Origin of the sequence: Paenibacillus sp. YPG26 (genome assembly GCF_023704175.1) — a bacterium.
In the GTDB taxonomy this organism is placed as follows: domain Bacteria; phylum Bacillota; class Bacilli; order Paenibacillales; family Paenibacillaceae; genus Fontibacillus.
Genome location: NZ_CP084530.1, coordinates 217279 through 243784 on the forward strand (window position 1 = coordinate 217279; position 26506 = coordinate 243784).

24 protein-coding genes, 1 tRNA gene and 1 other RNA gene are annotated in these 26506 nt (G+C 49.8%); 23 read left to right on the forward strand and 3 right to left on the reverse strand.

Annotated features, from left to right (window positions below):
• Window positions 1–46 precede the first annotated feature (46 nt).
• The 12 genes from LDO05_RS01140 to LDO05_RS01195 all read left to right on the forward strand — a co-directional run bounded on the left by LDO05_RS01140 (window position 47) and on the right by LDO05_RS01195 (window position 11899).
• On the forward strand, window positions 47–994 hold the full coding sequence (locus tag LDO05_RS01140) for an ROK family glucokinase (RefSeq protein ID WP_251377068.1): 948 nt from the start codon (window positions 47–49) through the stop codon (window positions 992–994).
• 262 nt (window positions 995–1256) lie between these two features.
• The gene (gene rapZ, locus LDO05_RS01145) at window positions 1257–2150 is read left to right on the forward strand and encodes an RNase adapter RapZ (RefSeq protein WP_251377069.1); all 894 of its coding nucleotides are present in this window, start codon (window positions 1257–1259) and stop codon (window positions 2148–2150) included.
• Window positions 2151–2210: 60 nt separating this feature from the next.
• On the forward strand, window positions 2211–3155 hold the full coding sequence (locus LDO05_RS01150; RefSeq protein WP_251378566.1) for a gluconeogenesis factor YvcK family protein: 945 nt from the start codon (window positions 2211–2213) through the stop codon (window positions 3153–3155).
• Between the two features lie 5 nt (window positions 3156–3160).
• A complete protein-coding gene (whiA, locus tag LDO05_RS01155) occupies window positions 3161–4090 on the forward strand; it encodes a DNA-binding protein WhiA (RefSeq protein ID WP_251377070.1) in 930 nt (309 codons plus the stop codon).
• A 110-nt stretch (window positions 4091–4200) separates the two neighbouring features.
• On the forward strand, window positions 4201–4470 hold the full coding sequence (locus LDO05_RS01160) for an HPr family phosphocarrier protein (RefSeq protein WP_251377071.1): 270 nt from the start codon (window positions 4201–4203) through the stop codon (window positions 4468–4470).
• A 186-nt stretch (window positions 4471–4656) separates the two neighbouring features.
• The gene (locus LDO05_RS01165; RefSeq protein WP_251377072.1) at window positions 4657–5418 is read left to right on the forward strand and encodes an SIMPL domain-containing protein; all 762 of its coding nucleotides are present in this window, start codon (window positions 4657–4659) and stop codon (window positions 5416–5418) included.
• A 326-nt stretch (window positions 5419–5744) separates the two neighbouring features.
• Complete coding sequence (locus LDO05_RS01170; protein WP_276575530.1) at window positions 5745–6719, forward strand: ABC transporter ATP-binding protein; 975 nt, start codon at window positions 5745–5747, stop codon at window positions 6717–6719.
• The gene (locus LDO05_RS01175; protein WP_251377074.1) at window positions 6716–7567 is read left to right on the forward strand and encodes an ABC transporter permease; all 852 of its coding nucleotides are present in this window, start codon (window positions 6716–6718) and stop codon (window positions 7565–7567) included. The genes LDO05_RS01170 and LDO05_RS01175 overlap by 4 nt, the downstream gene beginning before the upstream one ends.
• Window positions 7564–8370, forward strand: a complete 807-nt coding sequence (locus LDO05_RS01180) for an ABC transporter permease (RefSeq protein WP_251377075.1) — start codon at window positions 7564–7566, stop codon at window positions 8368–8370. Before LDO05_RS01175 ends, LDO05_RS01180 begins: the two co-directional genes overlap by 4 nt.
• Window positions 8371–8448: 78 nt before the next feature.
• Window positions 8449–9456, forward strand: a complete 1008-nt coding sequence (locus LDO05_RS01185; RefSeq protein ID WP_251378567.1) for a polyamine ABC transporter substrate-binding protein — start codon at window positions 8449–8451, stop codon at window positions 9454–9456.
• 428 nt (window positions 9457–9884) lie between these two features.
• The gene (locus LDO05_RS01190) at window positions 9885–10520 is read left to right on the forward strand and encodes a GDSL-type esterase/lipase family protein (protein ID WP_251377076.1); all 636 of its coding nucleotides are present in this window, start codon (window positions 9885–9887) and stop codon (window positions 10518–10520) included.
• Between the two features lie 290 nt (window positions 10521–10810).
• On the forward strand, window positions 10811–11899 hold the full coding sequence (locus LDO05_RS01195) for a PdaC/SigV domain-containing protein (protein ID WP_251377077.1): 1089 nt from the start codon (window positions 10811–10813) through the stop codon (window positions 11897–11899).
• Window positions 11900–12049: 150 nt separating this feature from the next.
• Here the strand turns inward: LDO05_RS01195 and clpP are convergent, their stop codons facing one another.
• Complete coding sequence (gene clpP / locus LDO05_RS01200) at window positions 12050–12646, reverse strand: ATP-dependent Clp endopeptidase proteolytic subunit ClpP (RefSeq protein ID WP_251377078.1); 597 nt, start codon at window positions 12644–12646, stop codon at window positions 12050–12052.
• Window positions 12647–12969: 323 nt separating this feature from the next.
• Window positions 12970–13044 (reverse strand) — tRNA-Arg (locus tag LDO05_RS01205).
• A gap of 306 nt (window positions 13045–13350) precedes the next feature.
• On the opposite strand from LDO05_RS01205, the gene LDO05_RS01210 reads away from it, so the two are divergent.
• From LDO05_RS01210 to eno, 6 genes are all read left to right on the forward strand, one after another.
• Complete coding sequence (locus LDO05_RS01210) at window positions 13351–14412, forward strand: sugar-binding transcriptional regulator (protein WP_251377079.1); 1062 nt, start codon at window positions 13351–13353, stop codon at window positions 14410–14412.
• Between the two features lie 71 nt (window positions 14413–14483).
• A complete protein-coding gene (gap, locus tag LDO05_RS01215; protein ID WP_251377080.1) occupies window positions 14484–15494 on the forward strand; it encodes a type I glyceraldehyde-3-phosphate dehydrogenase in 1011 nt (336 codons plus the stop codon).
• Window positions 15495–15685: 191 nt separating this feature from the next.
• Window positions 15686–16867, forward strand: coding sequence for a phosphoglycerate kinase (locus LDO05_RS01220; RefSeq protein ID WP_251377081.1), 1182 nt, complete (start codon window positions 15686–15688; stop codon window positions 16865–16867).
• A gap of 66 nt (window positions 16868–16933) precedes the next feature.
• A complete protein-coding gene (gene tpiA, locus LDO05_RS01225) occupies window positions 16934–17686 on the forward strand; it encodes a triose-phosphate isomerase (RefSeq protein ID WP_251377082.1) in 753 nt (250 codons plus the stop codon).
• A gap of 1 nt (window position 17687) precedes the next feature.
• Window positions 17688–19238 carry a 2,3-bisphosphoglycerate-independent phosphoglycerate mutase gene (gene gpmI / locus LDO05_RS01230; RefSeq protein ID WP_251377083.1) on the forward strand — a complete coding sequence of 517 codons (1551 nt, stop codon included), beginning with the start codon at window positions 17688–17690 and terminating at the stop codon, window positions 19236–19238.
• 26 nt (window positions 19239–19264) lie between these two features.
• Complete coding sequence (eno, locus tag LDO05_RS01235) at window positions 19265–20554, forward strand: phosphopyruvate hydratase (RefSeq protein WP_251377084.1); 1290 nt, start codon at window positions 19265–19267, stop codon at window positions 20552–20554.
• A gap of 119 nt (window positions 20555–20673) precedes the next feature.
• Here eno and LDO05_RS01240 read toward each other — a convergent pair whose 3' ends face one another.
• Entirely contained in the window at window positions 20674–20994 is a 321-nt protein-coding gene (locus LDO05_RS01240; protein WP_251377085.1) for a TfoX/Sxy family protein, read from the reverse strand.
• A gap of 398 nt (window positions 20995–21392) precedes the next feature.
• Between LDO05_RS01240 and secG the strand changes: the two genes are divergently transcribed.
• The 5 genes from secG to ssrA all read left to right on the forward strand — a co-directional run bounded on the left by secG (window position 21393) and on the right by ssrA (window position 26361).
• Window positions 21393–21626, forward strand: a complete 234-nt coding sequence (gene secG, locus LDO05_RS01245; RefSeq protein ID WP_251377086.1) for a preprotein translocase subunit SecG — start codon at window positions 21393–21395, stop codon at window positions 21624–21626.
• A gap of 247 nt (window positions 21627–21873) precedes the next feature.
• Entirely contained in the window at window positions 21874–24546 is a 2673-nt protein-coding gene (gene rnr, locus LDO05_RS01250) for a ribonuclease R (RefSeq protein WP_251377087.1), read from the forward strand.
• A gap of 149 nt (window positions 24547–24695) precedes the next feature.
• A complete protein-coding gene (locus LDO05_RS01255) occupies window positions 24696–25127 on the forward strand; it encodes an SRPBCC family protein (protein WP_251377088.1) in 432 nt (143 codons plus the stop codon).
• Window positions 25128–25288: 161 nt separating this feature from the next.
• Window positions 25289–25768 (forward strand): SsrA-binding protein SmpB, encoded by a 480-nt coding sequence (gene smpB / locus LDO05_RS01260; protein ID WP_251377089.1) that lies wholly within the window; start codon window positions 25289–25291, stop codon window positions 25766–25768.
• Between the two features lie 228 nt (window positions 25769–25996).
• Window positions 25997–26361, forward strand: a transfer-messenger RNA (tmRNA) gene (ssrA, locus tag LDO05_RS01265).
• The last annotated feature ends 145 nt before the right edge of the window (window positions 26362–26506 follow it).

Below are 26506 nucleotides of genomic sequence, written 5' to 3' on the forward strand. Positions count from 1 at the left end.
GTACGTAGGAGCAAACTATTTTATAGAGAAAAAGGTGGCTTGTAAAATGTCTGAACAAATCTACATTGGTGTCGATCTGGGCGGAACGGCAATTAAAGTCGGCATCTGTAACGAGGAAGGCCAGCTTCTTCATACGTATGAGGGACCGACAGAGGTGGAGAAGGGCGCGGATACCGTTGTCAACAATATTGAACGGTATGTACGTCTTATTGTCGAGCAATCTCCATACGAGTGGGATCAGCTGGTGGGTGTTGGCGCAGGGGTTGCCGGCTTTACGAATGTCCGTGACGGGATCATTATCTTGGCACCAAATTTAGGTTTGAAGGATGTTCATATCCGCAGCATTCTTGAGCAGCGGCTCGGCAAGCCAGTCCGTATAGATAACGATGCCAACGTGGCTGCGCTTGGGGAAGCCTGGGCGGGCGCTGGCAAAGGAGTAGGGAATTGTGTCTGCTACACGCTCGGTACGGGTGTTGGCGGAGGTATTATCATTAACGGATCTATATATCAAGGCTTCTCTGGCATGGCCGGTGAGCTGGGTCATATGGCCGTAGTTCCTGATCTGGAAGCGATTCAGTGCGGCTGCGGCAAGATCGGCTGCCTGGAGACGGTATCATCCGCTACCGGAGTCATTCGCATGGCGAAGGATGCTGTGGAGCGCGGGGATCGTACGACTCTATCCCAAGTAGAGAACATTATGGCCAAGGATGTGTTCGATGCAGCCAAGGACGGGGACGAGGCGGCAGTCCGCATCGTTAGCCGTGCAGCCTTTTACCTGGGCAAATCCATCGCTCAAGTGAGCGCGGTGCTTAATCCGCAGCGCTTCATTATTGGTGGCGGCGTGTCCAAGGCAGGCGATATTCTGTTCAACGAAGTCCGCAGCGTGTATGCCAAGTTAACACCAGAGCCTCTTCAAGAGGGCGTCGACATTGTCCCTGCAATTCTTGGCAATGATGCCGGAATGATCGGGGCGGCAGGCCTCTTCTTGCACTAAGTCGTTAAAGATTATTATAAAAGACGCAGTTAAAGAATTGACTTGAGGGTAAGGCGTAACGGAGGGGAAGCTTGGAACTGTAGGAGCGAAAGCGATCGCCTTTGTCTCCGGATTTCATCCGTCTTGCGGCATAAATCAAGAAATCTGGAGACAACAGCGGCCGAAAGTCCAAGCATTCTCCGTAGTTACGACTGTACACACAAAATGTGAACATTTTAAATGCGGCTTATATATAGAAAAGATTGTGAGGGAGGGAAATCAGATGACGAACAAGGAACAAACTTCGGTTGCGAACTTGATCATTATTACAGGCATGTCGGGTGCGGGGAAGTCGCTCGCTGTACGGAGCTTGGAGGACCTCGGTTTTTTCTGTGTAGATAACTTGCCCCCGGTGCTTATTCCCAAATTTGCCGAGCTGATTGAACAGTCTAACGGCAAGATTGCCAAGGTTGCGCTCGTCATTGACTTAAGGGGACGGGAGTTCTTCACGGCACTGTCGGAGTCTCTCAATTATATCAAAGATCATTTTACAATTAAGTGTGAGATCCTGTTCCTTGACGCCACCGATTCCGTACTGGTACAGCGTTACAAGGAAAGCCGCCGCAGGCATCCGCTGGCTCCGGAAGGGATGCCGCTAGATGGCATCAGATTGGAGCGCAAGATGCTGGAGGAGCTGAAGACCTCGGCTACTCAGGTGATAGATACCAGCAATATGAAGCCCGCCGTGCTGAAAGACAAGATTATATCCGGCTTCTCTCATCTGGAGAGCAGCAATTTATCTGTAAATATTACTTCGTTTGGATTTAAATACGGAATCCCGATCGATGCCGATTTGGTCTTCGATGTGCGTTTTCTCCCGAATCCGCATTATATTGAGCAGCTCCGTCCGAACACCGGACAGAACAGCGATGTATATGAGTATGTAATGAAATGGCCTGAGACCCAGTCCTTCCTGACCAAGCTGCTGGATATGCTTCATTTCCTGCTGCCGCAATATCATAAGGAAGGGAAGAGCCAGGTGATTATTGGTATCGGTTGTACCGGAGGCAAGCACCGCTCTGTTGCGATCGCTGAATATTTGGGCCGTATGCTCGGCACGAGCGAGACCGAGACGGTCCGCGTCAGCCACCGGGATTCCGATCGAGACCGGCATTAAGAGGTGAATGGAGAAGTGAAAGAGCGGTCTGCAAGTGAAAGAGTGCCGCGGATCGTGGTGATGGGCGGGGGAACCGGCCTGTCAGTCATGCTCCGCGGCCTGAAAGAGAAGCCTCTGGACATAACAGCAATTGTGACCGTGGCCGACGATGGGGGCAGCTCAGGCATCCTGAGAAGTGAGCTGCAGATGCCGCCGCCTGGTGACATCCGGAACGTGCTTACCGCGCTTGCCGATGTAGAGCCGCTGTTATACGATATGCTTAATTATCGTTTTACGACAGGGTCGGGACTAGCCGGACACAGCCTCGGGAATTTGATTCTAGCCGCAATGACCGATATATCAGGTGATTTCGTAACGGCCGTGCGTGAACTCAGCCGTGTATTTGCGGTTCGGGGACGGGTGCTGCCTGCGGCTCAGCACGCGGTTATTCTTCATGCTGAGATGGAGGATGGCAGTATTGTTACCGGTGAGTCGAAGATTCCTGAGGCCGGCGGCAAGATCAAGCGGATCTTTCTTGAGCCGGAGGAGGTGGAGCCGCTTCCTGAAGCGGTGGAAGCCATTCTTGAAGCTGATGCGATTCTAATCGGCCCCGGAAGCTTGTATACCAGCATTATTCCGAACCTGCTTGTGCCCAAGCTGGCCGAAGCTGTTCTGGCCAATAATGAGGCCATCAAGATCTTTGTCTGCAACGTGATGACCCAGCCCGGAGAGACGGACGGTTATGCCGTCAGCGACCACCTTGAGGCTGTATATGAGCATGTAGGGCATCACTTATTCGATTATGTCATTGTGAACGATGGCGAGATTCCTGAACAGGTACAGGACTTCTATGCCGAGAAAGGGTCCAAACCCGTTAAGGTCGACTGGGATGTCGTAACGGGCCGGGGCTACAAAATGATCGCGGACACCCTGGTGCTGTTCCGCAGATATTTGCGCCATGATGCTGACAAGCTCAGCCATCATATCTACCAGCTGGTGCATAACTGGAGTATAAGAAAGAGGTGAGTCCCTTGTCGTTTGCGGCACAAACCAAAAAAGAACTGACCATGATCGAAGCCGAGCCTTGCTGCGAGCAGGCCGAATTATCCGCCCTAATCCGGATGAACGGTTCCGTCTCGGTGTCGAACAAAAAAGTCATTCTGGACATTTCCACCGAAAACGCCGCGATAGCAAGACGGATTTATTCTTTGATCAAAAAGTATTTCGACGTTCATACGGAGCTGCTCGTGCGCAAAAAGATGCGTCTGAAGAAGAATAACGTATATATCGTGCGGATTCCCACATACGTACAGGAGATTCTGAACAAGCTCAAGATCGTATCCGAAGGGTTCATTTTCACGCCGGGGATTAACCCGGAGCTAACCCGGAAAAACTGTTGTAAGCGGGCTTACCTGAGAGGAGCCTTCATGGCTGGGGGATCGGTGAACAACCCGGAAGGCTCTTCCTACCACCTGGAGATTGCCTCCATGTATGAGGAGCACTGCCAGGCCCTGGTGGATCTGGCCAACCAGTTCCACTTGAATGCACGCTGCATCGAACGCAAGAAAGGCTTTATTTTCTATATCAAGGAAGGCGAGAAGATCATTGAACTTCTGAGCATTATCGGGGCCCATCAGGCCTTGTTCAAGTTCGAGGATGTACGGATTATGCGCGACATGCGCAATTCCGTGAATCGGATCGTCAATTGTGAGACGGCAAATCTCAATAAAACCATAGGCGCAGCCATTCGGCAGATTGATAATATCAAGCTGCTTCAGAGGGAGATCGGCCTGGAATCGCTGCCGGATAAGCTCAGGGAAGTGGCCGAGATCCGGCTGGCCCATCCGGATATGAACCTCAAGGAAGTCGGAGAGATGCTTAAAGGCACGGTCAGCAAGTCGGGTGTGAACCACCGTCTGCGCAAAATTGACGAGCTTGCCGAAAAAATTCGGGGAGTCTGAAGCCGAACACCTAGTGTGAGGACTAGCGCCTATGGTATACTGATTAAAATATATTACTACAAGAATGTGCAGAACTCTGCATGTTGATTATGTATAGGGGGTTAGGATTCATGGTCAAACATCCGGTAACCGTCCGTTTGAAAACGGGTCTTCACGCCAGACCTGCAGCGCTTTTTGTACAAGAAGCGAATAAATACTCGTCTGAATTGTTCGTGGAGAAGGATGACAAGAGGGTTAACGCGAAGAGCATCATGGGCATCATGAGCCTTGCCATCAGTACTGGGACGGAGATTTACATTAGCGCCGAGGGTGCGGACGCTGAGCAGGCTGCAAACGCTTTAGTCAGTCTGGTTAGCAAGGAAGAGCTGGAGAACCAATAATTTTGTAGTTGGACAAGCTTGCATGGAGAGAGGGGAACTGCCTGTTGAGGCGGATTGCCCTCTCTTTTTTTGCATAGGGGAAAATATATTTCAGATTGTCCGCACCCTTCTGCAACCTTGGAAGCCCGGGCTGCGTTTAGTAGTTAAATTTACCAATTTGGAGAAACTATTGGAGGCGGGTTAAACATGAAAATTTGGGTCAAATCGCTAGGTTCAGTACTTATCGCAGGAACACTGCTTGCAGGAGGGACGGCGGCAGGAGATCTGTTAAGCGGAGCTCCGCATGCCTATGCGGATGAAGCCGTGCAGCGCAATGTAGTTAATGTGGTTGGCAACGGGGAGATCTCGATCAAGCCGGATATTGCCTATCTGACGATTGGTGTGGAGGCCCAGGCGGCCACAGCTCAGGGAGCCCAGAAGGCTACAGCGGCCCAAATTGCGAAATTGACGAACCTTCTGAAGAATACCTGGAAGCTTGATGCGGCAGATATCCAGACCGCCAGCTTCTATGTTCAGCCTAACTATACTTACAGCGACAAGGAAGGACAGAAGCTCAAGGGCTATAACGCATCCCACTCTCTTCAGATCAAATACCGCCAGCTTGATAAGGTGGGTCAATTGCTCGATGACGCTGCCAAGAATGGGGCCAACCGCATTGACAATGTACGGTTCACTGTAGAGAACCCGGATCAGTTCCAGGAGCAGGTGATTAACAAAGCGCTTGCGAACGCGGAGCTCAAGGCAGGAATTATTGCCAAGGGTGTGAAGCGTGGGCTCGGAACTGTTCTTAGCGTCAGCCAAGGGGGCATTAGCAGCGCACCTGTATTTGAACAGAATTACCTGACTATGGATAAAGCTGCATCGAGTGAATCGGCGCCTGGCAGCTCGGTCGAACCTGGAGAGATCAAGTTGACGACATCACTGAGTGTACAATATGAGCTTAAATAGAATATTATAAATAAGGCGCCGTCCTCCTGATTTTTGGGAACGGCGTTTTTTTGTGTCGAGCAGAAAGTATCTATTGGGTCACCTGCAAAGTAACTGAATCAGCTTCTATGTAAAGTCCCACATTGCGGGCTTGTGTTGTTACAGATCAAGCCTACTCAGGCTTGGGGCCTACAAAGTTGTTGTACTAGCAAGGGAAACGAGGTATATTGAATATGCCAAAATAGATTGAGTCATAAGAGCCGTCCCTTGGGATATGGCTTTTTTTTTCAGATTATAGATGCTATGGAACGGTTGTATATACATAATAATTCATGATATAGGAGTTGATGCATATGATTGAACTGGTAGACGTCCAGAAGAATTTCGCCGGACAGGTTGTTGTGCATCCGCTGAACCTGACGATCAAGGAAGGTGAATTCCTGACCTTGCTCGGGCCCAGCGGCTGTGGGAAGACAACAATTCTGCGCATGATCGCAGGCTTTGAACATCCGACTGAGGGACGAATCCTTCTGGATGGTGCAGACTTGACCGCACTTCCGCCGAACCGCCGGGACCTTAATCTCGTATTTCAGCATTATGCGCTGTTCCCTCATATGACCGTAGAGGACAACATCGCCTTTGGCCTAAAAATGAAAAAGCTGCCGCAAGCCGAGATCAAGCAGCGGATTGAAGAAGCGGTAGCGATGACCCAGCTCACCCCGCTGACCAAGCGTTATCCGCATCAGCTGTCCGGGGGACAGCAGCAGCGGGTTGCCATAGCACGGGCAATTGCGAACAAGCCCAAAGTACTCCTGCTGGATGAGCCGCTGGGGGCCCTGGATCTTCAGCTGCGCAAAAATCTGCAATCAGAGCTGAAGCAGCTTCAGCGCAGTCTTGGCATTACGTTCGTATACGTCACACACGATCAGGAGGAAGCGATGATGCTGTCCGACCGGATCGTAATCATGAATAATGGGCAAGTAGAACAAGTTGGAACCCCGAGAGATATTTATGCCACTCCTGCTACCCTGTTCGCCGCAACTTTCGTGGGAGAGAACAACATATTCTCTCAAGATGGGCGGCTGTTCGCCGTTCGTCCCGAGAAGTTAAGAGCAGCCCGGGATGCGGGAGCCTCGAAGCGGACAGGGGTTGTTCAGGATGTCCTGTACCTGGGCAGCATTCATAAGATCGTTGTTCAGCTTGATGATGACCCCATGACAGTAACGATTGCGCTGGACTTTACGGATGAGCGCCCTTGGGAGATCGGTGAGAGACTTGGGGTGGATTGGAGTCCTCAGGACGAGGTGAACATCGGGGCATGAAGAGATCAGGGCTTACTTTAATTCCTGTAATACTTTGGTTAAGTCTCTTTCTGGTTATTCCCATGCTCATTGTGGTCTTTATTTCCTTTATGCAGCGGGATACAAATGGCAATCTGATCTATACCTTCTCCCTGGATGCCTACAAGATTTTCTTCGATTCGCTATATCTCGGAATCTATTGGGATACGATTGTGTTGTCCGTGGCAACCACGGCCATCTGCCTGCTGCTGAGTTATCCCCTGGCTTATTATATTGCCAGATCGGGACCCCGAATGCAGACCTGGGGACTTGCGCTTATTACGATTCCATTCTGGATCAATTTCCTGATTCGGACTTATGCTTGGGTGCTCCTGCTGCGGACGCAGGGTGTCGTTAACAGCTTATTTATGAATTTCGGGTGGATTTCGGAGCCTATGCAGATGCTGTATACCCAAGGAGCCGTTCTGCTGGGGATGGTCTATACCTTTATTCCTTTCATGGTGCTCCCTATATATGTAGCTATTGAACAGATGGACCGGAGATTACTGGAAGCTGCCAGTGATCTGGGGGCATCGCCTTGGCGGTCTTTCTGGCATATCACACTGCCTCAGACCAAGTCGGGTATTATTACAGGCGCGATCCTGGTCTACGTCTCAACCACAGGCATGTTTGTCGTAACGGATATTTTGGGCGGCGCCAAATCCGCCATGATCAGCAATATTATTCAGACCCAGTTCCTGGGGGCCCGCAACTGGCCATTTGGTGCTGCGTTATCTGTTATTTTTGTTATCACCTCGTTAATTCTAATTGCGCTTTTTAACAAAGCTATGACCTCCAAGGTTGAGACAGTGAAGGAGGGGCGGATATGAGAACCAAGCGGAGCCCGTGGCTCGGTCTGCACGCCTTGCTGATGATGGTCTTCATCTATGTGCCGATCCTGTTCATTATTCTGTTCTCCTTCAATGACTCCCGCTTGTCTGCAGAATGGCGGGGATTCACGCTCGACTGGTACGTATCGTTATTCGATAACGACCATGTTATGGATGCGCTGCAGAACAGCTTGATTGTGGCCATTATTTCTACTATTGCCGCTACACTGCTTGGAACATTGGCAGCCATGGCGGTTCGAAGAGCAGCCCGAAAGCTTAAGCTTGGGATGAATGGGCTGCTGTATTTACCCATCGTGATTCCGGATATCATTATGGGCCTATCCCTCCTGGTGCTGTTCAGGGTGCTCGGGGTTGATACAGGCAAGACAACCATCATCATTGCCCATATTACCTTCAGTATGTCGTATGTATATGTTGTGGTGTCCTCGCGGCTCGCGGGTATGGGCAAGCAGCTGGAAGAGGCGGCGCAGGATCTTGGGGCAAGCTCCTGGCAGATTTTCCGTTACGTGACCCTGCCTCAGATTACACCGGGCATTATCTCGGGGGCGCTGATCGCTTTTACAATGTCGCTGGACGATTTCATGGTCAGCTTCTTCGTATCCGGACCAAGCTCGACAACGCTGCCTATTTATATATATGGACAGGTTAAGCGAGGTATTTCCCCGGAAATTAACGCGCTATGTACAATATTAATTGTGGTAAGTGTAACACTGATCTTCCTCGCCCAGTATATGCTGAACAGAGGCAAGGGACAGAAGAAGCAGAAGATGCTGCCATTCTAGATGAATGATGAATTGAACGAGAGAGGAGATTATGAATTGAATAAAAAGTTGAAGCTGGTAACGCTGCTTCTGACCGCGATGCTTGTCATTATATCGCTGTCCGGCTGCGGCTCCAAGAAAGAAACGCTGAACATCTACAGCTGGGCCGATAACTTCGACCCGCAGGTGCTCAAAGATTTCGAAGACCAATATAATGTGAAGATTAACTATGATAACTTCGCCAATAATGAGGACCTGCTGGCCAAGATTAAAGCGGGCGGGGGCGGATATGACCTTATTCAGCCTTCGGACTACATGGTTGCGACCATGATCAAGGAGAACCTTCTTGCACCGCTGAATATAGGGAATATTCCGAATTTTGCGAACCTTACCGAGACGCTGAAGAACCCTCCTTTTGATCCGGGTAACAAGTATTCAATTGCTTATATGTCGGGGGTTACCGGTATTGCATACAACAAGAAGTATGTGAAGGAGACGATCACCAGCTGGGCGGATCTGTGGAACCCTAAGTACAAGGGCAAGGTTCTACTTCTGGATGATAACCGTGAAGTGATTGGCATGTCGCTCAAGAAGAACGGATCGTCCAACAGCTCAACAGACGAAGCGCAGATCAGGACCGCAGTAGATGATCTGAAGAAGCTGCTGCCAAGCGTGCTTGCCTTCGATACGGATACCATCAAGCAGAAAATGATTCAGGAAGAAGGCTGGATCGCCACGATGTGGTCGGGAGATGCTTCCTTTGCGGCGAAAGAGAATCCGGATATCGCCTATGTTGTGCCTAAGGAAGGCGGTACGATCTTCGCGGACAATTATGCGATACCCAAGGACTCCAAGAATCAGGAGCTTGCGGAGAAGTTCATCAACTATATGCTGGACCCGAAAGTCAGTGCGAAGAACTACGAGTCCATCGGCTATAGCGACCCGAATACGAAGGCTATGGAATTCCACAGCGAGACCTATCGCAATGACAAGATGATCAACCTGTCCGAAGATGAAATGAAGCGGACGGAATGGCTGAAGGATGTAGGAGAGACTTTGCAGGTGTACGACCGCTACTGGACAGAGCTTAAGAGCGGTCGTGAGTAGAGGATAGTTAAGGCTTATCCCTTGGCTTCTCGTCCTATTTGGCTTTGAGTTGCTAGAGCGATTAACGCTTCATTGATGATATGGACAGATAATATTGAGGGATTCTCCTTCCTTCAAGTCCACTGGCAAAGGATAGTTGGCCCATGTATATTTTTGGCACATTAAAAAACTTCGCTTTATTTAAAATGGGTTGGGAGTATCCATTCTAACTAAGCGAGGTTTCTTTTTAATTTTAAATTTGAAGGTCAAACCGTAACGGAGCAGTCGAATGATTCTGAGAAGCGTCAGCGTGCGGAAGAACATTCGAATGCGCAGTGGACAGGTTACCTTATTGATGTATTTCCGCACATGTTACCGGAGGACATCTTCCCGTTGCCCGCTCAGGCCTCTGTACATAAGATGAAGCATATCTAGGGGAGGGGATTCGGATGAGCTATATATATACGGCGATAGGGGATTCCTTGACAACGGGATTTGGAGCCTTGCCGGGCAACGGCTTTGTACCTGTCTACCGGAGAATGACGGAGAACGGGCTTAGAACACCAATTTACCTGAACAATCTGGGTGCCAATGGACTCGACTCCGAAGGGCTTGAGCAGCGGCTGCGGCACCACCCGGTATATCGGCAGGCGATTAGAGATGCGGACCTGATTACGCTGTCGATTGGGGGAAATGATCTGATCCATGCGGCCAGGGAGGTTCGAAGAAACCCTGCCAGGGAATCGTACATCTTGAATCAGTCATTGGCTGAGTGCAAGAGCAATTTCGGAAGTATAATACGAATGATTTATACCATCAAAGAGAGCAGCCGCAGCCCATATATTCTAAGGGTGGTTGGGCTCTACAATCCCTACCCACAGATAAGCGAGGCGAACTCGTGGGTGGGTTCATTCAACCGCTATGCGGCCCAATATTCAAGCAGAGTATATGGATTTGCGGATATCTTTTCAGCTTTTGCCGAGCGTGGTCGTGAACTGCTCTCTATCGATCAGGTTCATCCTAATGGGAAAGGCTACAGGATCATAGCCGAGCAGCTGAACGGACTGGGATATGGCTTTCTATAGATGGAGATATACAGATCAGGTGCAAGTAGGTATAGCTGTGGGGCATCCGCTACCTATACAGGGTGAGAGATGCCTTACACTTTGCCACGATAGGGACATGCTTAGAAAATTACATAGTGTTTAAGAAAATGTTACAGGCTGCACTGGAAAGAGAAGAAAGTGTAATGGGGTCTGTTACCTTTTGTTCTCTGAGGATAACTATACTGAGATGGAGTGAACTAAAGAGATGAATCAGTCCATATCAAAGTATGGCATGCCTGAATTTTCTTAGCTTAGAGAGGAGCGTAATAATGAATCGTAGTATGAAATGGAGTGCCGGCCTCCTGGCCGGAGCCTTGTTGTTAGGAGGAGCTGCGCTTCCAGCAGAAACGGGATATGCGGCTGGTACTCAAGCAGCAGCCAAGAAGGCCGAAGCAGCACAGGTGCGGGTGGGTCTGAAATGGAAAGGGGCCTTGTCTGCGCAGCAGGGTCTGCTCAGCGGCGGACGGGTGTATGTGCCGGTGACTTTCCTGCGTGACACAGTTGGACTGAAGCTATCCTATGACGCGGCTTCGCACGTCTACAGTCTGGGAGATGGTTACCGGAAGTTGAATCTGGCGGTCTCCCAATTCGGGGTTGATCCCAATGTTAACGGGTATTATTTGAGTGAAGGATACCAGGGGAAATTAATTAAGGGCCGTATCTATGTCCCATACAAATTACTTAATGACTATCTTGGCTACCAATCGGTCTGGGACGCCAAGGCCAAGCAGCTGTCCATAAGCCCGCGTACCGAGAATACAGTTACAATCAAGAATGTCAGCTTGGACAAGACCTTTAAGGGCGCTTCCTCCAAGTTAATCTATCCTCAGGTCAGCGGCCTGGCAAATGCGGCTGCCGAGAAGTCGATTAACGATGCGCTTCGAGCATCGATGGACCGCTTCGCTGCCCAGGCGGACAAGGATTTGAAGGAACGTTCCGCTCAGGACCGCGAATACGAATATGACAGCACTTATGTGGTTACTTTTAACGAGAAGGGTGTTCTTAGCCTGGTTCTGGTTCAAAGCTCTTACACAGGCGGCGCACATGGCTTCACGTTAACGGAAGGCCACACCTTCTCCCTGAAAGACGGCAAGGAGCTTGGACTCAGTGATCTGCTGGCAAGCAACCCAGGGTACAAGAAGCAGTTGAATTCAGACCTTGCCAAGAAGCTCAAGAACAACCCGGGTTATCTTGGCGGATTCAAAGGCCTGACTTCGGATCATAATTTCTATGTGAAGCCGAACACGCTGACCATCTACTTCTTGCCTTACGAATATACCGCCTATGCCGCGGGCACGATTGAGTATGACTACGGATTCAGTGAGCTGCTGCCTAAGGGTGCCAATCCATTTAAGTAACCAGATCCGTGTAAATGAGGAGGGTCCCGCCAAATGGCGGGGCTATTTTTGTAGAATTCATTTATCTATGTTCGTCAGAGCAATAGTGCAATACACACAAAAGCCCCTGTATCGCCAAATAGCGAATCAGGGGCTTGCTGAGTTCCGATCTTATACGCCTTGAGGACCCGTCTTCTCGATGACCTTATCGACAATACCGTAATCCTTGGCTTCGGCCGCGGTCATGAAGTAGTCGCGGTCCGTATCCTTCTCGATACGCTCCAGCGGCTGTCCTGTACGTTCAGCCAGGATTTTGTTCAGGGAATCACGCATCTTCAGAATGCGGCGGGCACGGATCTCAATATCCGTTGCTTGACCCTCAGCTCCGCCAAGCGGCTGGTGGATCATGATCTCACTGTTAGGCAGGGCGAAACGCTTGCCCTTCTCTCCCGCATTCAGCAGGAACGCACCCATAGATGCTGCCAGACCTACACAGATGGTAGATACATCGGATTTGATAAATTGCATGGTATCATAAATAGCCATACCGGCAGTAATCGATCCGCCTGGGCTGTTGATGTATAAATGAATATCTTTACCCGGGTCTTCGGCATCCAAGAACAGCATCTGCGCAATAATAGAGTTGGCAACCACATCATTTACCTGCGTACCGAGGAAAATAATACGGTCTTTAAGAAGTCTCGAGTAGATGTCATAAGCACGCTCACCGCGATTGCTTTGTTCGACAACCATAGGGATATAACTCATTAGAAAACCCTCCTTAATTATTGGTGGCAACACGGTAATTAGAAACATAATTTCCATCCCAAGCATACCTGGCATAATCCGAAGCATCCGGGGAGGACAAGCCATCTTGACTTATGTAAGAAAGGTGTCCCGGGAAAACGTTTCTTACTATGAATGAACCAAGTAAACAGCCAGAGCAAGATAAGCGCTGCTGTTAGTTCTATCCATAATAACCACATCATAAACAATTTCAAACATAAAGTCAAAGAAAGTCAAACTAATTATAAAAAAAAGGCCCACTTTTGGGTGGCTTTGGTTAAAGCTATATAGAGATGCTTATAAAATGGCGCGCCCGCGAGGAATTGAACCTCGATCTCAGGCTTCGGAGGCCTACGTCATATCCATTGGACCACGGGCGCACAATTAGAGTAGCAAAAATGATTATATGTTATCCCTTGTTAAATTGCAAGCTTAACTTAAGATAACATATGCTGATTATAATGGAACCTGACTGGCGAGGACTTTCCTATTCCGAGCTTTCAATAATAGGGCAAGCGGATTTCTGTATAAAGGGGACAAGCACTGTAAATTATACGTTCGTCAGACTTGCAACCTGAGGTAGAATTAGGTAGAATGTGAGTGGGACTTAAAAAGTTAACCCGGGACGTTTTAAGGCCAATGAATGATGAAGATGAGATGGATGAAAGCCAAGCAGGAGTGAAAGCATGCGAAACATATTGGAAATCCAAAAGCAGCTTTTGCCTGATCTCATGGATATTCTTAAGAAAAGATACACCATTCTTCATCAGATCAAGCTTGCTGGAGTGATTGGCCGCAGAACACTAGCCTCATCTTTGGATATGACTGAGCGAGTGCTGCGCGCCGAGACAGACTTGTTGAAAGCGCAAGGGCTGATTGAGATCGAGAATATGGGCATGTCGATCAGCGAAGCGGGTGTTCATCTGCTTGAGCTGTTAGAGCCACTCGTCAAAGAGCTGCTTGGTCTGGCTGCCTTGGAGGACAGAATCCGCAAGGGCTACGGCCTCCGCAAAGTTATTGTAGTGCCGGGAGATTGGGACGTATCTTCGGATACCAAGCAGGAGCTTGGACGCGCCGGAGCCAAAGCGCTCCTCAGCGTGATGGAAGAGAGAGATGTAGTTGCTGTCACAGGCGGAACCACACTCGCCTCCATTGCGGAGAAGCTGACCATGCCGGTGAATGCCCGGCTTAAGGACAGCTGGTTCGTGCCAGCACGGGGAGGACTCGGCGAGAGCCTTGAGATCCAAGCCAATACCATCGCTTCCGGAATGGCTAAGCGTGTGGGTGCAGGATATCGGCTGCTGCATGTGCCTGATCTGCTTGGTGAAGAGGCTTATCACTCTCTTGTAAATGACCCCAATACTCAAGAAATTGTAGCATTGATCCGCAAAGCAAGGATTGTCATCCACGGCATCGGAGATGCTATGGAAATGGCCCATCGGCGCAAGCTGGACTCCGCTATGCTTCAGGAGCTTCAAAACGAAGGTGCGCTGGCGGAATCATTTGGCTACTATTTCGATCAAGAAGGCAAGGTTGTTCACAAAATGCTTACGCTTGGACTGAGGCTTGAAGACATTACCTCGACCGAGGTTGTGATTGGAGTTGCAGGCGGCAAGAGTAAAGCGAAGGCCATTCATGCCGTGCTGCGGTTCGGACATGAGGATATTCTGGTGACAGACGAGGCAGCAGCGATGGAGATCGTCGCTTTGCTGGATCAGGAGAAGGCCGGATTGGATAATGAAGATTAACATGGGTTACTCACGACGGTTATTCACCGTCTTGAATAAATAAAAAACGAAATTTTGGGAGGAACTTATCAATGAGTGTAAAAGTTGGTATTAATGGATTTGGTCGTATCGGACGTCTTGCTTTCCGTCGTATTCAGAACGTGGAAGGTATTGAAGTAGTTGCTATCAATGACCTTACAGATGCTAAAATGCTGGCTCATTTGTTGAAATATGATACAACTCAAGGCAGATTCAATGGCGATGTTGAAGTTCATGACGGTTTCTTCAAAGTTAACGGCAAAGAAGTTAAAGTTCTTGCTAACCGTAACCCTGAAGAATTGCCATGGGGCGAGCTTGGCGTTGATATCGTTCTTGAATGTACTGGTTTCTTCACTTCCAAAGAGAAAGCAGAACTTCACCTTAAAGGCGGCGCTAAGAAAGTAGTAATCTCCGCTCCGGCTACAGGCGACATGAAGACGATCGTATACAACGTTAACCATGAGACTCTTGATGGTTCCGAGACTGTAATCTCCGGCGCATCTTGCACAACGAACTGCTTGGCTCCTATGGCTAAGACTTTGAACGATAAGTTCGGTATCGTTGAAGGCTTGATGACAACTATTCACGCTTACACTGGTGACCAGAACACTTTGGATGCTCCACATGCGAAAGGTGATTTCAGACGTGCTCGTGCAGCTGCTGAGAACATCATTCCTAACACAACTGGTGCTGCTAAAGCGATCGGTCTGGTTATCCCTGACCTTCAAGGCAAGCTTGATGGTGCTGCTCAGCGTGTTCCAGTTGCAACAGGTTCTTTGACTGAGCTTGTAACTGTTCTTGACAAAAAAGTAACTGTAGACGAAGTTAACGCAGCAATGAAAGCCGCTTCCGATCCAGAAACTTATGGTTACACTGAAGACGAAATCGTATCTTCCGATATCGTAGGTATCACTTACGGTTCCCTCTTCGATGCTACACAGACTAAAGTAATGACAGTTGGCGACAAGCAGCTCGTTAAAACAGTAGCTTGGTATGACAATGAAATGTCCTACACTGCACAATTGGTTCGTACTTTGGAGTTCTTTGCTAAGAAAGCTCAATAATATCCGCACAATTCAAATGTGATTTCCAAAGAGGAGCAACCTGAACCTAAGGACTCCTCTTTGGTTCATGCTAAATTATCCTATACTTAATATGGATTCAGATAAATATATAGAGACACAACCTTGCTTAAGAGACATATGACAGAGAATTAGTGGATATACAGCGATGAATTTTTAGGAGGAACATGGAGATGACCAAGAAAAGTGTACGTGACGTAGAAGTAAATGGTAAACGCGTATTTGTGCGTGTAGATTTCAACGTGCCGCTCGAGAACGGCAAGATCACGGACGATACCCGGATCCGGGAGACTCTTCCAACGATTAAATATTTGATTGAGAACGGGGCCAAAGTCATTCTGGCGAGCCACCTTGGACGTCCAAAGGGTGAATTCGTAGATTCCCTTCGTCTGACTCCTGCGGCAGAGCGCTTGTCCGAGCTGCTTGGCAAGCAAGTAGCTAAAGCGGATGAAGCTGTAGGCGACGCAGTTAAAGCTCAAGTAGACGCGCTCAACAATGGCGATGTGCTTGTGCTTGAGAACGTTCGTTTCTACCCAGGTGAAGAGAAGAACGATCCTGAATTAGCTAAGCAGTTCGCTGAGCTGGCAGACCTGTTCGTGAACGATGCATTCGGCGCCGCTCACCGTGCACATGCTTCCACCGAAGGTATCGCTCATCAAATCCCGGCTGTATCCGGTCTTCTGATGGAGAAGGAATTGGATGTATTGGGCAAAGCCATCTCTAACCCTGAGCGTCCTTTCACAGCTATCATCGGCGGATCCAAAGTTAAGGACAAGATCGATGTGATCGACAACCTTCTTAACATTGCGGATAACGTATTGATCGGTGGCGGGTTGACCTACACCTTCTTCAAGGCACAAGGTTATGAAATTGGACAATCCCTTCTGGATAAAGATAAACTTGATGTAGCTCTCGGATTCATCGAGAAAGCGAAGAAGCTTGGCAAGAACTTCATGCTTCCAGTGGATATTGTAATCTCTGATGACTTCAGTGCGGATGCTAATACCAGAGTTGTGGGCATTGATGAGATTCCTGCAGATTGGGAAGGCATTGACATTGGACCGAAGACACGTGAACTATATGCTGACGTGATCAAGAACTCCAAGCTGGTAGTATGGAACGGACCTATGGGCGTGTTCGAAATCGAGCCATTCTCTCATGGTACACGTCAAGTGGCTGAAGCTTGTGCGGCTACAGAAGGCTACACAATCATTGGCGGCGGAGACTCCGCAGCAGCAGCTGAGAAGTTCCACCTGGCTGACAAAATGGATCATATTTCTACAGGCGGCGGCGCTTCCCTTGAATTCATGGAAGGCAAGAAGCTTCCGGGCGTTGAAGCGTTGAACGATAAGTAATAGGTAATATCATATGGAATGAACTTCTACTTTAGTTCAGTCCGTACAATAAAGGAGTGAGCCTTTTTGAGAACACCAATTATTGCAGGGAACTGGAAGATGTTCAAAACCGTTTCCGAAGCAAAAACTTTCTTCGAAGACATTAAAGGTAAAGCGGAAGTAGAAGGTGTGGAAAGTGTGATCTGTGCACCTTACACCAACCTTCCAGCATTGGTGGAAGCAGCGAAGGGCACTTCAATCAAGATTGGCGCCCAGAACCTTCACTTCGAGGACGAAGGAGCCTTCACTGGCGAAATTAGTGGGGGAATGCTGAAGGAACTTGGCGTAGATTATGTAATTATCGGCCATTCCGAACGCCGTGCTTACTTCGGTGAGACCGATGAGATCGTGAACAAGAAAGTCCACGCCGCATTCAAACACGGCATTACTCCGATCCCTTGTGTGGGTGAGAAGCTAGAAGAACGTGAAGCAGGGCAGACTAAAGACGTGGTGAAGGTACAGACCGAAGCAGCTCTCCAAGGTCTGAGCGCTGAGCAAGCCGCTCAAGTTGTTATTGCTTACGAGCCGATCTGGGCGATCGGAACAGGCAAATCCTCCACATCCCAGGATGCGAACGAGGTTACTTCCTACATCCGTTCTATTGTTGCGGATCTCTACGATGAGTCTGTGGCATCCAAAGTGCGTATTCAATACGGCGGCAGTGTGAAGCCTGAGAACGTGAAGGAATATCTTGGTCAAAGCGATATCGACGGAGCGCTCGTTGGCGGTGCAAGCTTGCAGCCTGCTTCTTATATCGCACTTGTCGAGGGGGCCAAGTAAGATGTCAGCACCCAGACCTGTAGCACTCATCATCATGGACGGGTTCGGTCTTCGCGGTACAGATGAAGGCAACGCGGTCGCACAGGCGAACAAACCGAATTACGACAGATACCTCAAGATGTACCCGAACACGACACTTACCGCTTGCGGTGAGGCAGTAGGTCTGCCAGCCGGACAAATGGGTAACTCTGAAGTAGGGCATCTGAACATCGGTGCAGGCCGGATCGTATATCAGGATCTGACCCGGATCGACAAATCGATCCGTGAAGGTGAGTTCTTCACGAACGAGACCTTGGTTGAAGCTGTTAAATATGCGAAGACCAATGGGAAGAAGCTTCACTTGTACGGCTTGCTGTCCGATGGCGGTGTACACAGCCATATTGACCATATGTTAGCTATGCTGGATCTTGCCAAGAAGGAAGATCTGCATGAGGTGTATATCCATGCATTCCTGGATGGCCGCGACGTGGCTCCAGACAGTGCTAAGGGATTCCTGGAACGGTTGATCGCCAAGATTGAAGAAGTAGGCATCGGCAAAATCGCTACGGTTCAAGGACGCTATTATGCCATGGACCGCGACAAACGCTGGGAGCGTGTGGAGAAGTCTTACCGCGCCATCGTTTATGGCGATGGGCCTAAGTATACAGATCCGATTCAGGCGGTTACCGAATCTTATGAGAAGTCTGTGTTCGATGAGTTCGTTGAACCTACTGTTATTGTGGATGGTTCCGGCAATCCGGTAGGACTTGTGGAGTCCGGAGACTCCGTAGTCTTCCTGAACTTCCGTCCTGACCGTGCGATCCAGCTGTCTCAAGTATTCACGAACCTGGACTTCCAAGGCTTTGACCGTGGACCTAACTTCCCGATCGGCCTGCACTTTGTATGTCTGACTCTATTCAGCGAAACGGTTGGCGGATACGTAGCCTACGAGCCGAAGAACCTGGATAATACGTTAGGCGAAGTGCTTGTACAGCAAGGTAAGACTCAGCTTCGTATTGCTGAGACCGAGAAGTATCCGCACGTAACCTTCTTCTTCAGCGGCGGACGCGATGTTCAGCTTGAGGGCGAGACTCGCGTATTGATCAATTCCCCTAAGGTTGCTACCTATGACCTGAAGCCGGAGATGAGTGCTTATGAAGTGGCAGAAGCTGCTGTGAAGGAGATCGAATCGGATAAGCATGATGCCATTATCCTGAACTTTGCCAACCCGGATATGGTGGGTCACTCGGGTATGCTTGAGCCGACAATCAAAGCGGTTGAAGTTACAGATGAGTGTGTAGGCAAAGTCGTTGATGCTGTGCTCGCTAAAGGCGGAGTCACTATTATTATTGCTGACCACGGCAATGCGGATATGGTATTTGATGAGAACGGGCGTCCGTTCACCGCGCACACTACTAACCCGGTTCCGTTCATCGTGACATCGGAAGATGTGATTCTGCGTGAGAGCGGCATTCTTGCCGATGTGGCGCCAACGATTCTGGATCTGATGGGACTTCCGCAGCCTGCGGAGATGACCGGACAATCCATGATTGCCAGCCGTAAGAACAACTAAATTCATATAATAAAGGAGACTTTAACATGACAATTATTTCTGACGTATATGCACGCGAAGTCCTTGACTCCCGTGGTAACCCGACTGTAGAAGTTGAAGTATATCTTGAATCCGGCGCTATTGGCCGTGCGATCGTACCTTCCGGTGCATCCACAGGCGCACACGAAGCTGTAGAGCTTCGCGATGGCGACAAATCCCGTTACCTGGGTAAAGGCGTTCTGAAAGCAGTTGAGAACGTGAATGAGATCATCGCTCCAGAAGTAATCGGTATGGACGCTTTGGACCAACTCGGTATCGACAAATTGATGATCAGCCTTGATGGTACTGAGAACAAAGGCAAGCTGGGTGCGAACGCAATCCTGGCTGTATCCATGGCTGTTGCCCGTGCTGCTGCTGACGCTCTTGATCTGCCGCTGTATGTATACCTTGGCGGATTCAACGCGAAACAGCTTCCAGTTCCTATGATGAACATCGTTAACGGTGGTGCCCATGCGGACAACAACGTTGACGTACAAGAGTTCATGGTTCTTCCAGTAGGCGCGCCTACTTTCAAAGAAGCTCTTCGTACAGGTGCCGAGATCTTCCACAGCCTGAAATCTGTTCTTGGCAGCAAAGGCCTGAGCACAGCTGTAGGTGACGAAGGTGGATTCGCTCCTAACTTCTCTTCTAACGAAGAAGCACTTACAACAATTATCGAAGCGATCGAAAAAGCTGGTTACAAGCCAGGCGTTGACGTATTCCTGGGTATGGACGTAGCTTCCACTGAGTTCTTCAAGAACGGTAAATATGAGCTGGAAGGCGAAGGCAAATCCTACACTTCCGCTGAGTTCGTAGACCTTCTTGCTTCTTGGGTTGATAAATACCCAATCATCACTATTGAAGATGGCTGCTCTGAAGATGACTGGGAAGGTTGGAAGCTTCTTACCGAGAAGCTTGGCGACAAGATCCAATTGGTTGGTGACGACCTGTTCGTAACCAACACAGAGCGTCTTGCTAAAGGTATCGAAGATAACATCGGTAACTCTATCCTGATCAAAGTGAACCAAATCGGTACATTGACAGAGACTTTCGATGCGATCGAGCTTGCAAAACGTAACGGCTACACAGCTGTAATCTCCCACCGTTCCGGTGAGTCCGAAGACAGCACAATCGCGGATATCGCAGTAGCTACTAATGCTGGTCAGATCAAGACAGGTGCTCCTTCCCGTACTGACCGTATTGCGAAATACAACCAATTGCTTCGCATTGAAGATCAATTGGGTGAACTTGCTCAATACAACGGCTTGAAATCCTTCTACAACCTCAAAAACAAATAAGAAGCAAGATCACCTCTTACTTCTAGATATGCAAAAGACCTCAGAGCTGGCTGCCAGCTGTCTGAGGTCTTTTGTCTGTATTACCCTATATGCTGTATGTATGTGTCTGTCTGTGCTAATTAGGTAGCAGTGCATGTCGCTAGTTGATTGAGCTTCTTGAATTCCTGAATCAGCTCCCGCTGTAGGCTCTTAGACAGCTGGTGAGACCGCAGTCCTTGAACCGCACCCTCAAGCGCATAGAGCATATGCAGGCTGGCAGAGCTGTCATGCCGGCGAATCCGGGCGTAAGCTTCCCGGCTGCCCAGCTGTATAAGCTGAAACGGCGTCTTGATGCCACTGGCGATCAGCTTCCCTTCAAGGACTTGACCGATGTTAGGCAGATCAGAGAGCTTGGTCATCGGCCTGCTCTCAGTTATGTGGTTTGTTTTGCAATCACTCATCAGACAACCTCCTAAGATGTGGTAACAAATTTCATATCATTATATGGGATAGCAGCTAAGCTTGGCGTGACGTAATTCACAGTTATGCATGGTAATTATGAGAGTATCCTTCGTAGACCTAGAATTATCGTGAGGTCGGCAGTGTGAGAGGGAAGTAGAGAGGGTACGCAGGCTGGCTGAGAATGCCGAGGGTTCCTGTATGATCTCCCGCGCGGCAGCGGGAAATGTGAAGCTGTCTACGGTGCCGGAGATCCAGGTGGCAGCAACCTGAAGACAAGGTTACGGTCGATCCGTAGTTGTGTTCACGATTAAGCTATGGTACACTATAAATGCTGTTTATGTGTACATATTAATTCAATTATCATATAGATGGTGATCACGCTTAGGAGGTGGATTGAATGGAAATCTTTTTGAAAGTGCTGCTCATTATTTTTTCCATCGGTTTGGTTACAGTAGTTCTTTTGCAAAAGGGAAAGAGCGCGGGGCTTTCCGGTGCCATCTCCGGGGGCGCTGAGCACCTTTTCGGTAAAGCAAAGGCACGCGGTATGGAACTGGTTCTGGAACGTTTGACTGTGGTGATGGCTACTGGATTCTTTATTTTATCAGTTGTCGTAGCTGTTGTGCTTAAGTAGGAATAGCCTGGATATATCTACAATGATAAGGCTCTCGTTTTCTTTAATGGAAACGGGGGCTTTTTTGTGTATATCTGCGTGTTCAGGGTAATCTAACAGTATATTCGTCCTCTATGGTGAGGGGGAATGACCGATTTTGCGGGAAACGGATGCAGTCGGTTGATTTCGTGTATACTAGGGTATATACAAGAAGGGTAATTAAGGAAGATTACGACAGCTTGTGTACAAGCCATCCCGAGGTGAAACGATGATAACGGAATCAGATTTATTAAATTTTATGCGGGAGACCGCCTATAAACCCATGACCTACCAAGAGCTGGAGAAGCATTTCGGCATAGAAAGCGCTGCTGACTTCAAGGAATTCCTCAAGCTTCTGAACCAGTTGGAGGGAGAAGGGAAGATTCTCCTGACCGAGACCAACCGTTATGGAGTACCAGAGCGGATGAGTCTGCTGCGCGGCCGTCTTCAGGTGCATGCCAAAGGGTTCGCTTTTCTGATTCCCGAGAACCGGGAGCATCCCGATGTATATATTCATGCCAATGATTTGAAGAGCGCGATGAATGGAGATATCGTGCTTGGCAGAGTGACGTCCAAGAGCGCCGGAGGCGGCAAGCTTGAGGGTGAAGTTGTGCGTATTGTTCAGCGTGCCGTGACTCAAGTCGTCGGTGTGTTCCAGAACAATGAGGTATATGGCTTTGTCATTGCCGATGATAAGCGGATTAATAAAGATATTTTCATACCGAAAGGCGCATTTAATGGGGCCGCGGACGGAGAGAAAGTTGTAGTTCGCATCGTTCGTTATCCGGAAGGACGCTCCGCGGCAGAAGGCGAGATTATTGAAATATTGGGTCATAAGGATGACCCTGGCGTAGATATTCTGTCGATTATCCGTAAGCATCAGCTGCCGGAAGCTTTCCCGGAGGAAGTGCTGGCAGAGGCGCTGGACGCTCCAGACGTCATCGAGGAAGATGAGATCCGCAAGCAGAACCGCCGTGATCTGCGCGATAAGATTATTGTGACGATTGACGGGGAAGATGCGAAGGATCTTGATGACGCGGTGAATGTGGAGAAGCTGCCTAATGGGCATTTCCGGCTCGGGGTTCACATTGCCGATGTGGGCTATTATGTAAGGGAGAACTCCAAGCTGGATCAGGAGGCCTATAACCGGGGCTGTAGTGTCTATTTGGTGGATCGTGTTATTCCCATGCTGCCGCATCGGCTGTCTAACGGAATATGCAGCTTGAATCCGAAGGTGGACCGGTTCACGCTGTCCTGCGAGATGGAATTCAACGAACAGATGCGGGTAGTGAAGCATGATGTCTTCACCAGTGTGATTCGGACGAAAGAGCGGATGACTTACACGAATGTACGCAAAATTTTGCAAAATGAAGACCCTGAGGTTACAGAGCGCTACAGCGATCTGGTGCAGAACTTCAAGGACATGCAGGAGCTCGCGCTGAGACTGCGCGGGAACCGGATCCGGCGCGGAGCGGTGGACTTCGACTTCGAGGAATCCAAGGTGATCGTGGACGAGACCGGTAAAGCGGTAGACATTGTCAAGCGGGAACGCTCGATTGCGGAGCAGATTATCGAGGAGTTCATGCTTGCCGCGAATGAGACGGTAGCTGAGCATTTCCACTGGCTGAAGGTGCCGTTCCTCTACCGGATTCATGAGGACCCGGATCAGGAGAAGCTGCAGAATTTCATGGCGTTCATCGCCAATTTCGGATACTCGGTGAAGGGCAAGGGCAACACGGTTCATCCGCGTGCGCTGCAGACTCTTCTTGAGGATATTAAGGGAACGAAGGAGCAGACGGTTATCAGTACGATGATGCTCCGCTCCATGAAGCAAGCGAAGTATGACTCCGAGAGCACCGGGCACTTTGGTCTGGCTGCCGAGTTCTACTCCCACTTCACCTCGCCGATCCGGCGGTATCCGGACCTTGTCATTCACCGGATTATCCGGGAAGTGATTGAGGGTGGGGGAGCCCTGACCCCGGCGCGCCAGGAATATCTGGCCAGCCGGATGCAGGACATTGCGCAGCAGTCCTCCGAGCGTGAGCGGGTCGCTGTTGAGGCTGAGCGGGATACCGAAGCGCTGAAGAAAGCGGAATTCATGCTGGATAAGGTCGGGGAGGAGTTCCCGGGTATTATCAGCAGTGTGACCAGCTTCGGCATGTTCATTGAGCTGGAGAACACGGTAGAAGGTCTAATTCGTCTGAGCGCGATGACGGACGATTACTATAACTTCCACGAACAGCATATGGCGCTGATCGGCGAGCGTACTTCGAAGATCTACCGCATCGGTGATGAGGTGAAGATCCGCGTTGTGCGGGTGAACATGGACGACCATACCATCGACTTCGAGATGGTCGACATGAAGCCGCGCCGCGAGGGCGGTAGACCGCGCGGCGAGGGCTTTGGCGGCGGCCGTGGCGGCAAGGCCGGCGGCAGGGATGACCGCGGCGGCGGCTTCGGCGGCCGCGGGGATAAAGGCCGCGGCAAGGACAAGGGCCGCGGCGGCTCTGGCGGCTCCGGCGAGAGCTTCGGAGCCGGTGGCGGCACTGCGGCGCGCGGCAAGCGCCGCGGCGGGGATGCGGCTTCCGCGCAAGGCGGGAAGCCGGGCAAGGGCGCGTCCGGCGTACGGACGGACGCGAGTGCCGCCCCGGCCCGAAGCTTCGGCTTCGGTTCGGGCAAGGGCGGCTATGGCGGCGGCTCGTCTGCGGGAGCGACGGGCCAAGGCGGCTCGCGGCGGAAGCATACGACCGCGAGCGGGATCTTCACCCCCGGCGGCAGTGAGGCCGGGGGCGAGGGCGGCGCGCCGAAGCGCAAGAAGCGCAAAGGCGGTGGCAAGAAGAACGGCAGAAGCAAAGGTGACGCGAACAATGCGACGGCCGCTTTTGTGAGGAAGAAGAAGTAAGGTGTAACTTGAGTTAGATTAACCGTCAGGGTTTGCTTGTTGAGCTCTGGCGGTTTTGATTTTTTTGCGATAAGTAATTAATTGAAAGTGTATACTGTCAAATGATTAGGCAGGCAGTCTCACTCAGTGTAGGGAGGGCATGATAGAGGATGAACAATGTAACCAAAATGAGAATATCCAGGCCTGCACAGGAGGTGTTCGATGCTTTCGTTGAGCCTTCAAAGATCGGGAACTTCTGGTTCTCTTCCAGTTCTGAGCGCTGGGAGCAAGGCAGGACGATCACCTTGAGATATGATGAGTATGACGCGCAAGGGGATATTTATGTGAAGGAGATGGAGTTGAATAGAAGGATTGTGTTTGAATGGGGCGCTAGTGGAGAAGGGCATGTAGTGATAATTACCCTAAGTCCCACTGGTAACGACGAGTGTATAATTGAAGTCATTGAAGAGGGTTTTGACGCGGGTGATCAGGATGTGATCCCTCAAATGCTGGACAACAAAGAGGGCTGGGTCTATATGCTGACTTGCTTGAAGGGATATTTGGAATACGGTGTTAATCTCAGAGCAGCTTTGGTGAAATAAGTAGAGGAACCAGTGGTCACGGCGCACTGGCAGATGTCGGCTTGATTTTGACTGGGCACATTTGATACAATGATTTAACCTGTATGTATGCTGCAAGTGAGCAGGCATGTGCTCTGCAGCTGCATCATAGGATGCCGAGTAACGTTTGAAGGAGTGAGAACATGGGTAAGAAAAGTGACGGGAAGGTTCTGGCCCAGAACAAGAAAGCTTCCCATGACTACTTCATTGAGGATACTTTTGAAGCGGGAATGGTGCTGACGGGAACCGAGATCAAATCCATCCGGAATGCCCGCGTCAACATTGGGGATGCTTTTGCCACCATACGGAACGGTGAAATTCACATCCACAACATGCACATCAGCCCGTTCGAGCAGGGCAACCGCAGCAACCCTTCGGACCCTACACGGACACGCAAGCTGCTGATGCACAAAGCCCAGATTCATAAGCTGCTTGGTCTGTCGAAGCAGGAAGGCTATTCGATCGTGCCGCTGAAGATCTATATCCGCAACGGTTACGCGAAGCTGCTAATCGGTCTTGGTAAAGGTAAGAAGCAGTACGACAAGCGCGATACTGCGGCCAAGAAGGATGCTCAGCGCGATATCCAGCGCGCACTGCGCGAGAGGCAGAAGGTGGCTCGCTAAGAGCTTTAGGCAAGGGACGACGCGTCGGTCCTACAGTACAATCCGGCAACATGCACCTTAGCAGTGAATGCATTACCGGGGATTGACTTGATTAGGTGAAACTGTACGCTTTTCCAACAAGTCCATAAGCCATTCAGCATGAAGTTATGCTATACTAATTCATGTAACACAGGATTACAGCACTTGTGCTTGCTAATCCGTTAATCCAGGCACCACCCTTTCTATTGAGGGGGCGTTTATGGATTCGACGGGGGTAGATCGAGCATGGGTAGCGGGTAGTGGGGACGCGTCCACTTCATCAACGCTAAAGCCAATTAAACGGCAAACAATCAACTAACTACGCTGTAGCAGCTTAATAACCTGCTCACGTGCTCCTCTCCTGCATCGCCCATGTGCCGGATGTAGGGGCTAACTCTTAGTGGGATACGCTGTCACATCTCCGCCTGGGGTGTGCTGAAGAAGACAATCAGGCTGACCCAACGTATAGCCGGTTACAGGGCGATACTCGGGTGACATCAAATCTGTGACTACACCCGTAGAAGCTTATGTGGCGTTGCCTTCGGACAGGGGTTCGACTCCCCTCGCCTCCATATGTAACATTTAAAAAAGCGACCTTAGTAGGTCGCTTTTTTCGTAAGCAGATTTCTTCAAATTGAATGGAAGCAAGTTTACCCTTTATGGAAATCATCACAGCAGTAATAACAGTCGTATCCTGAATTATGGATTAATGGCTAGAAT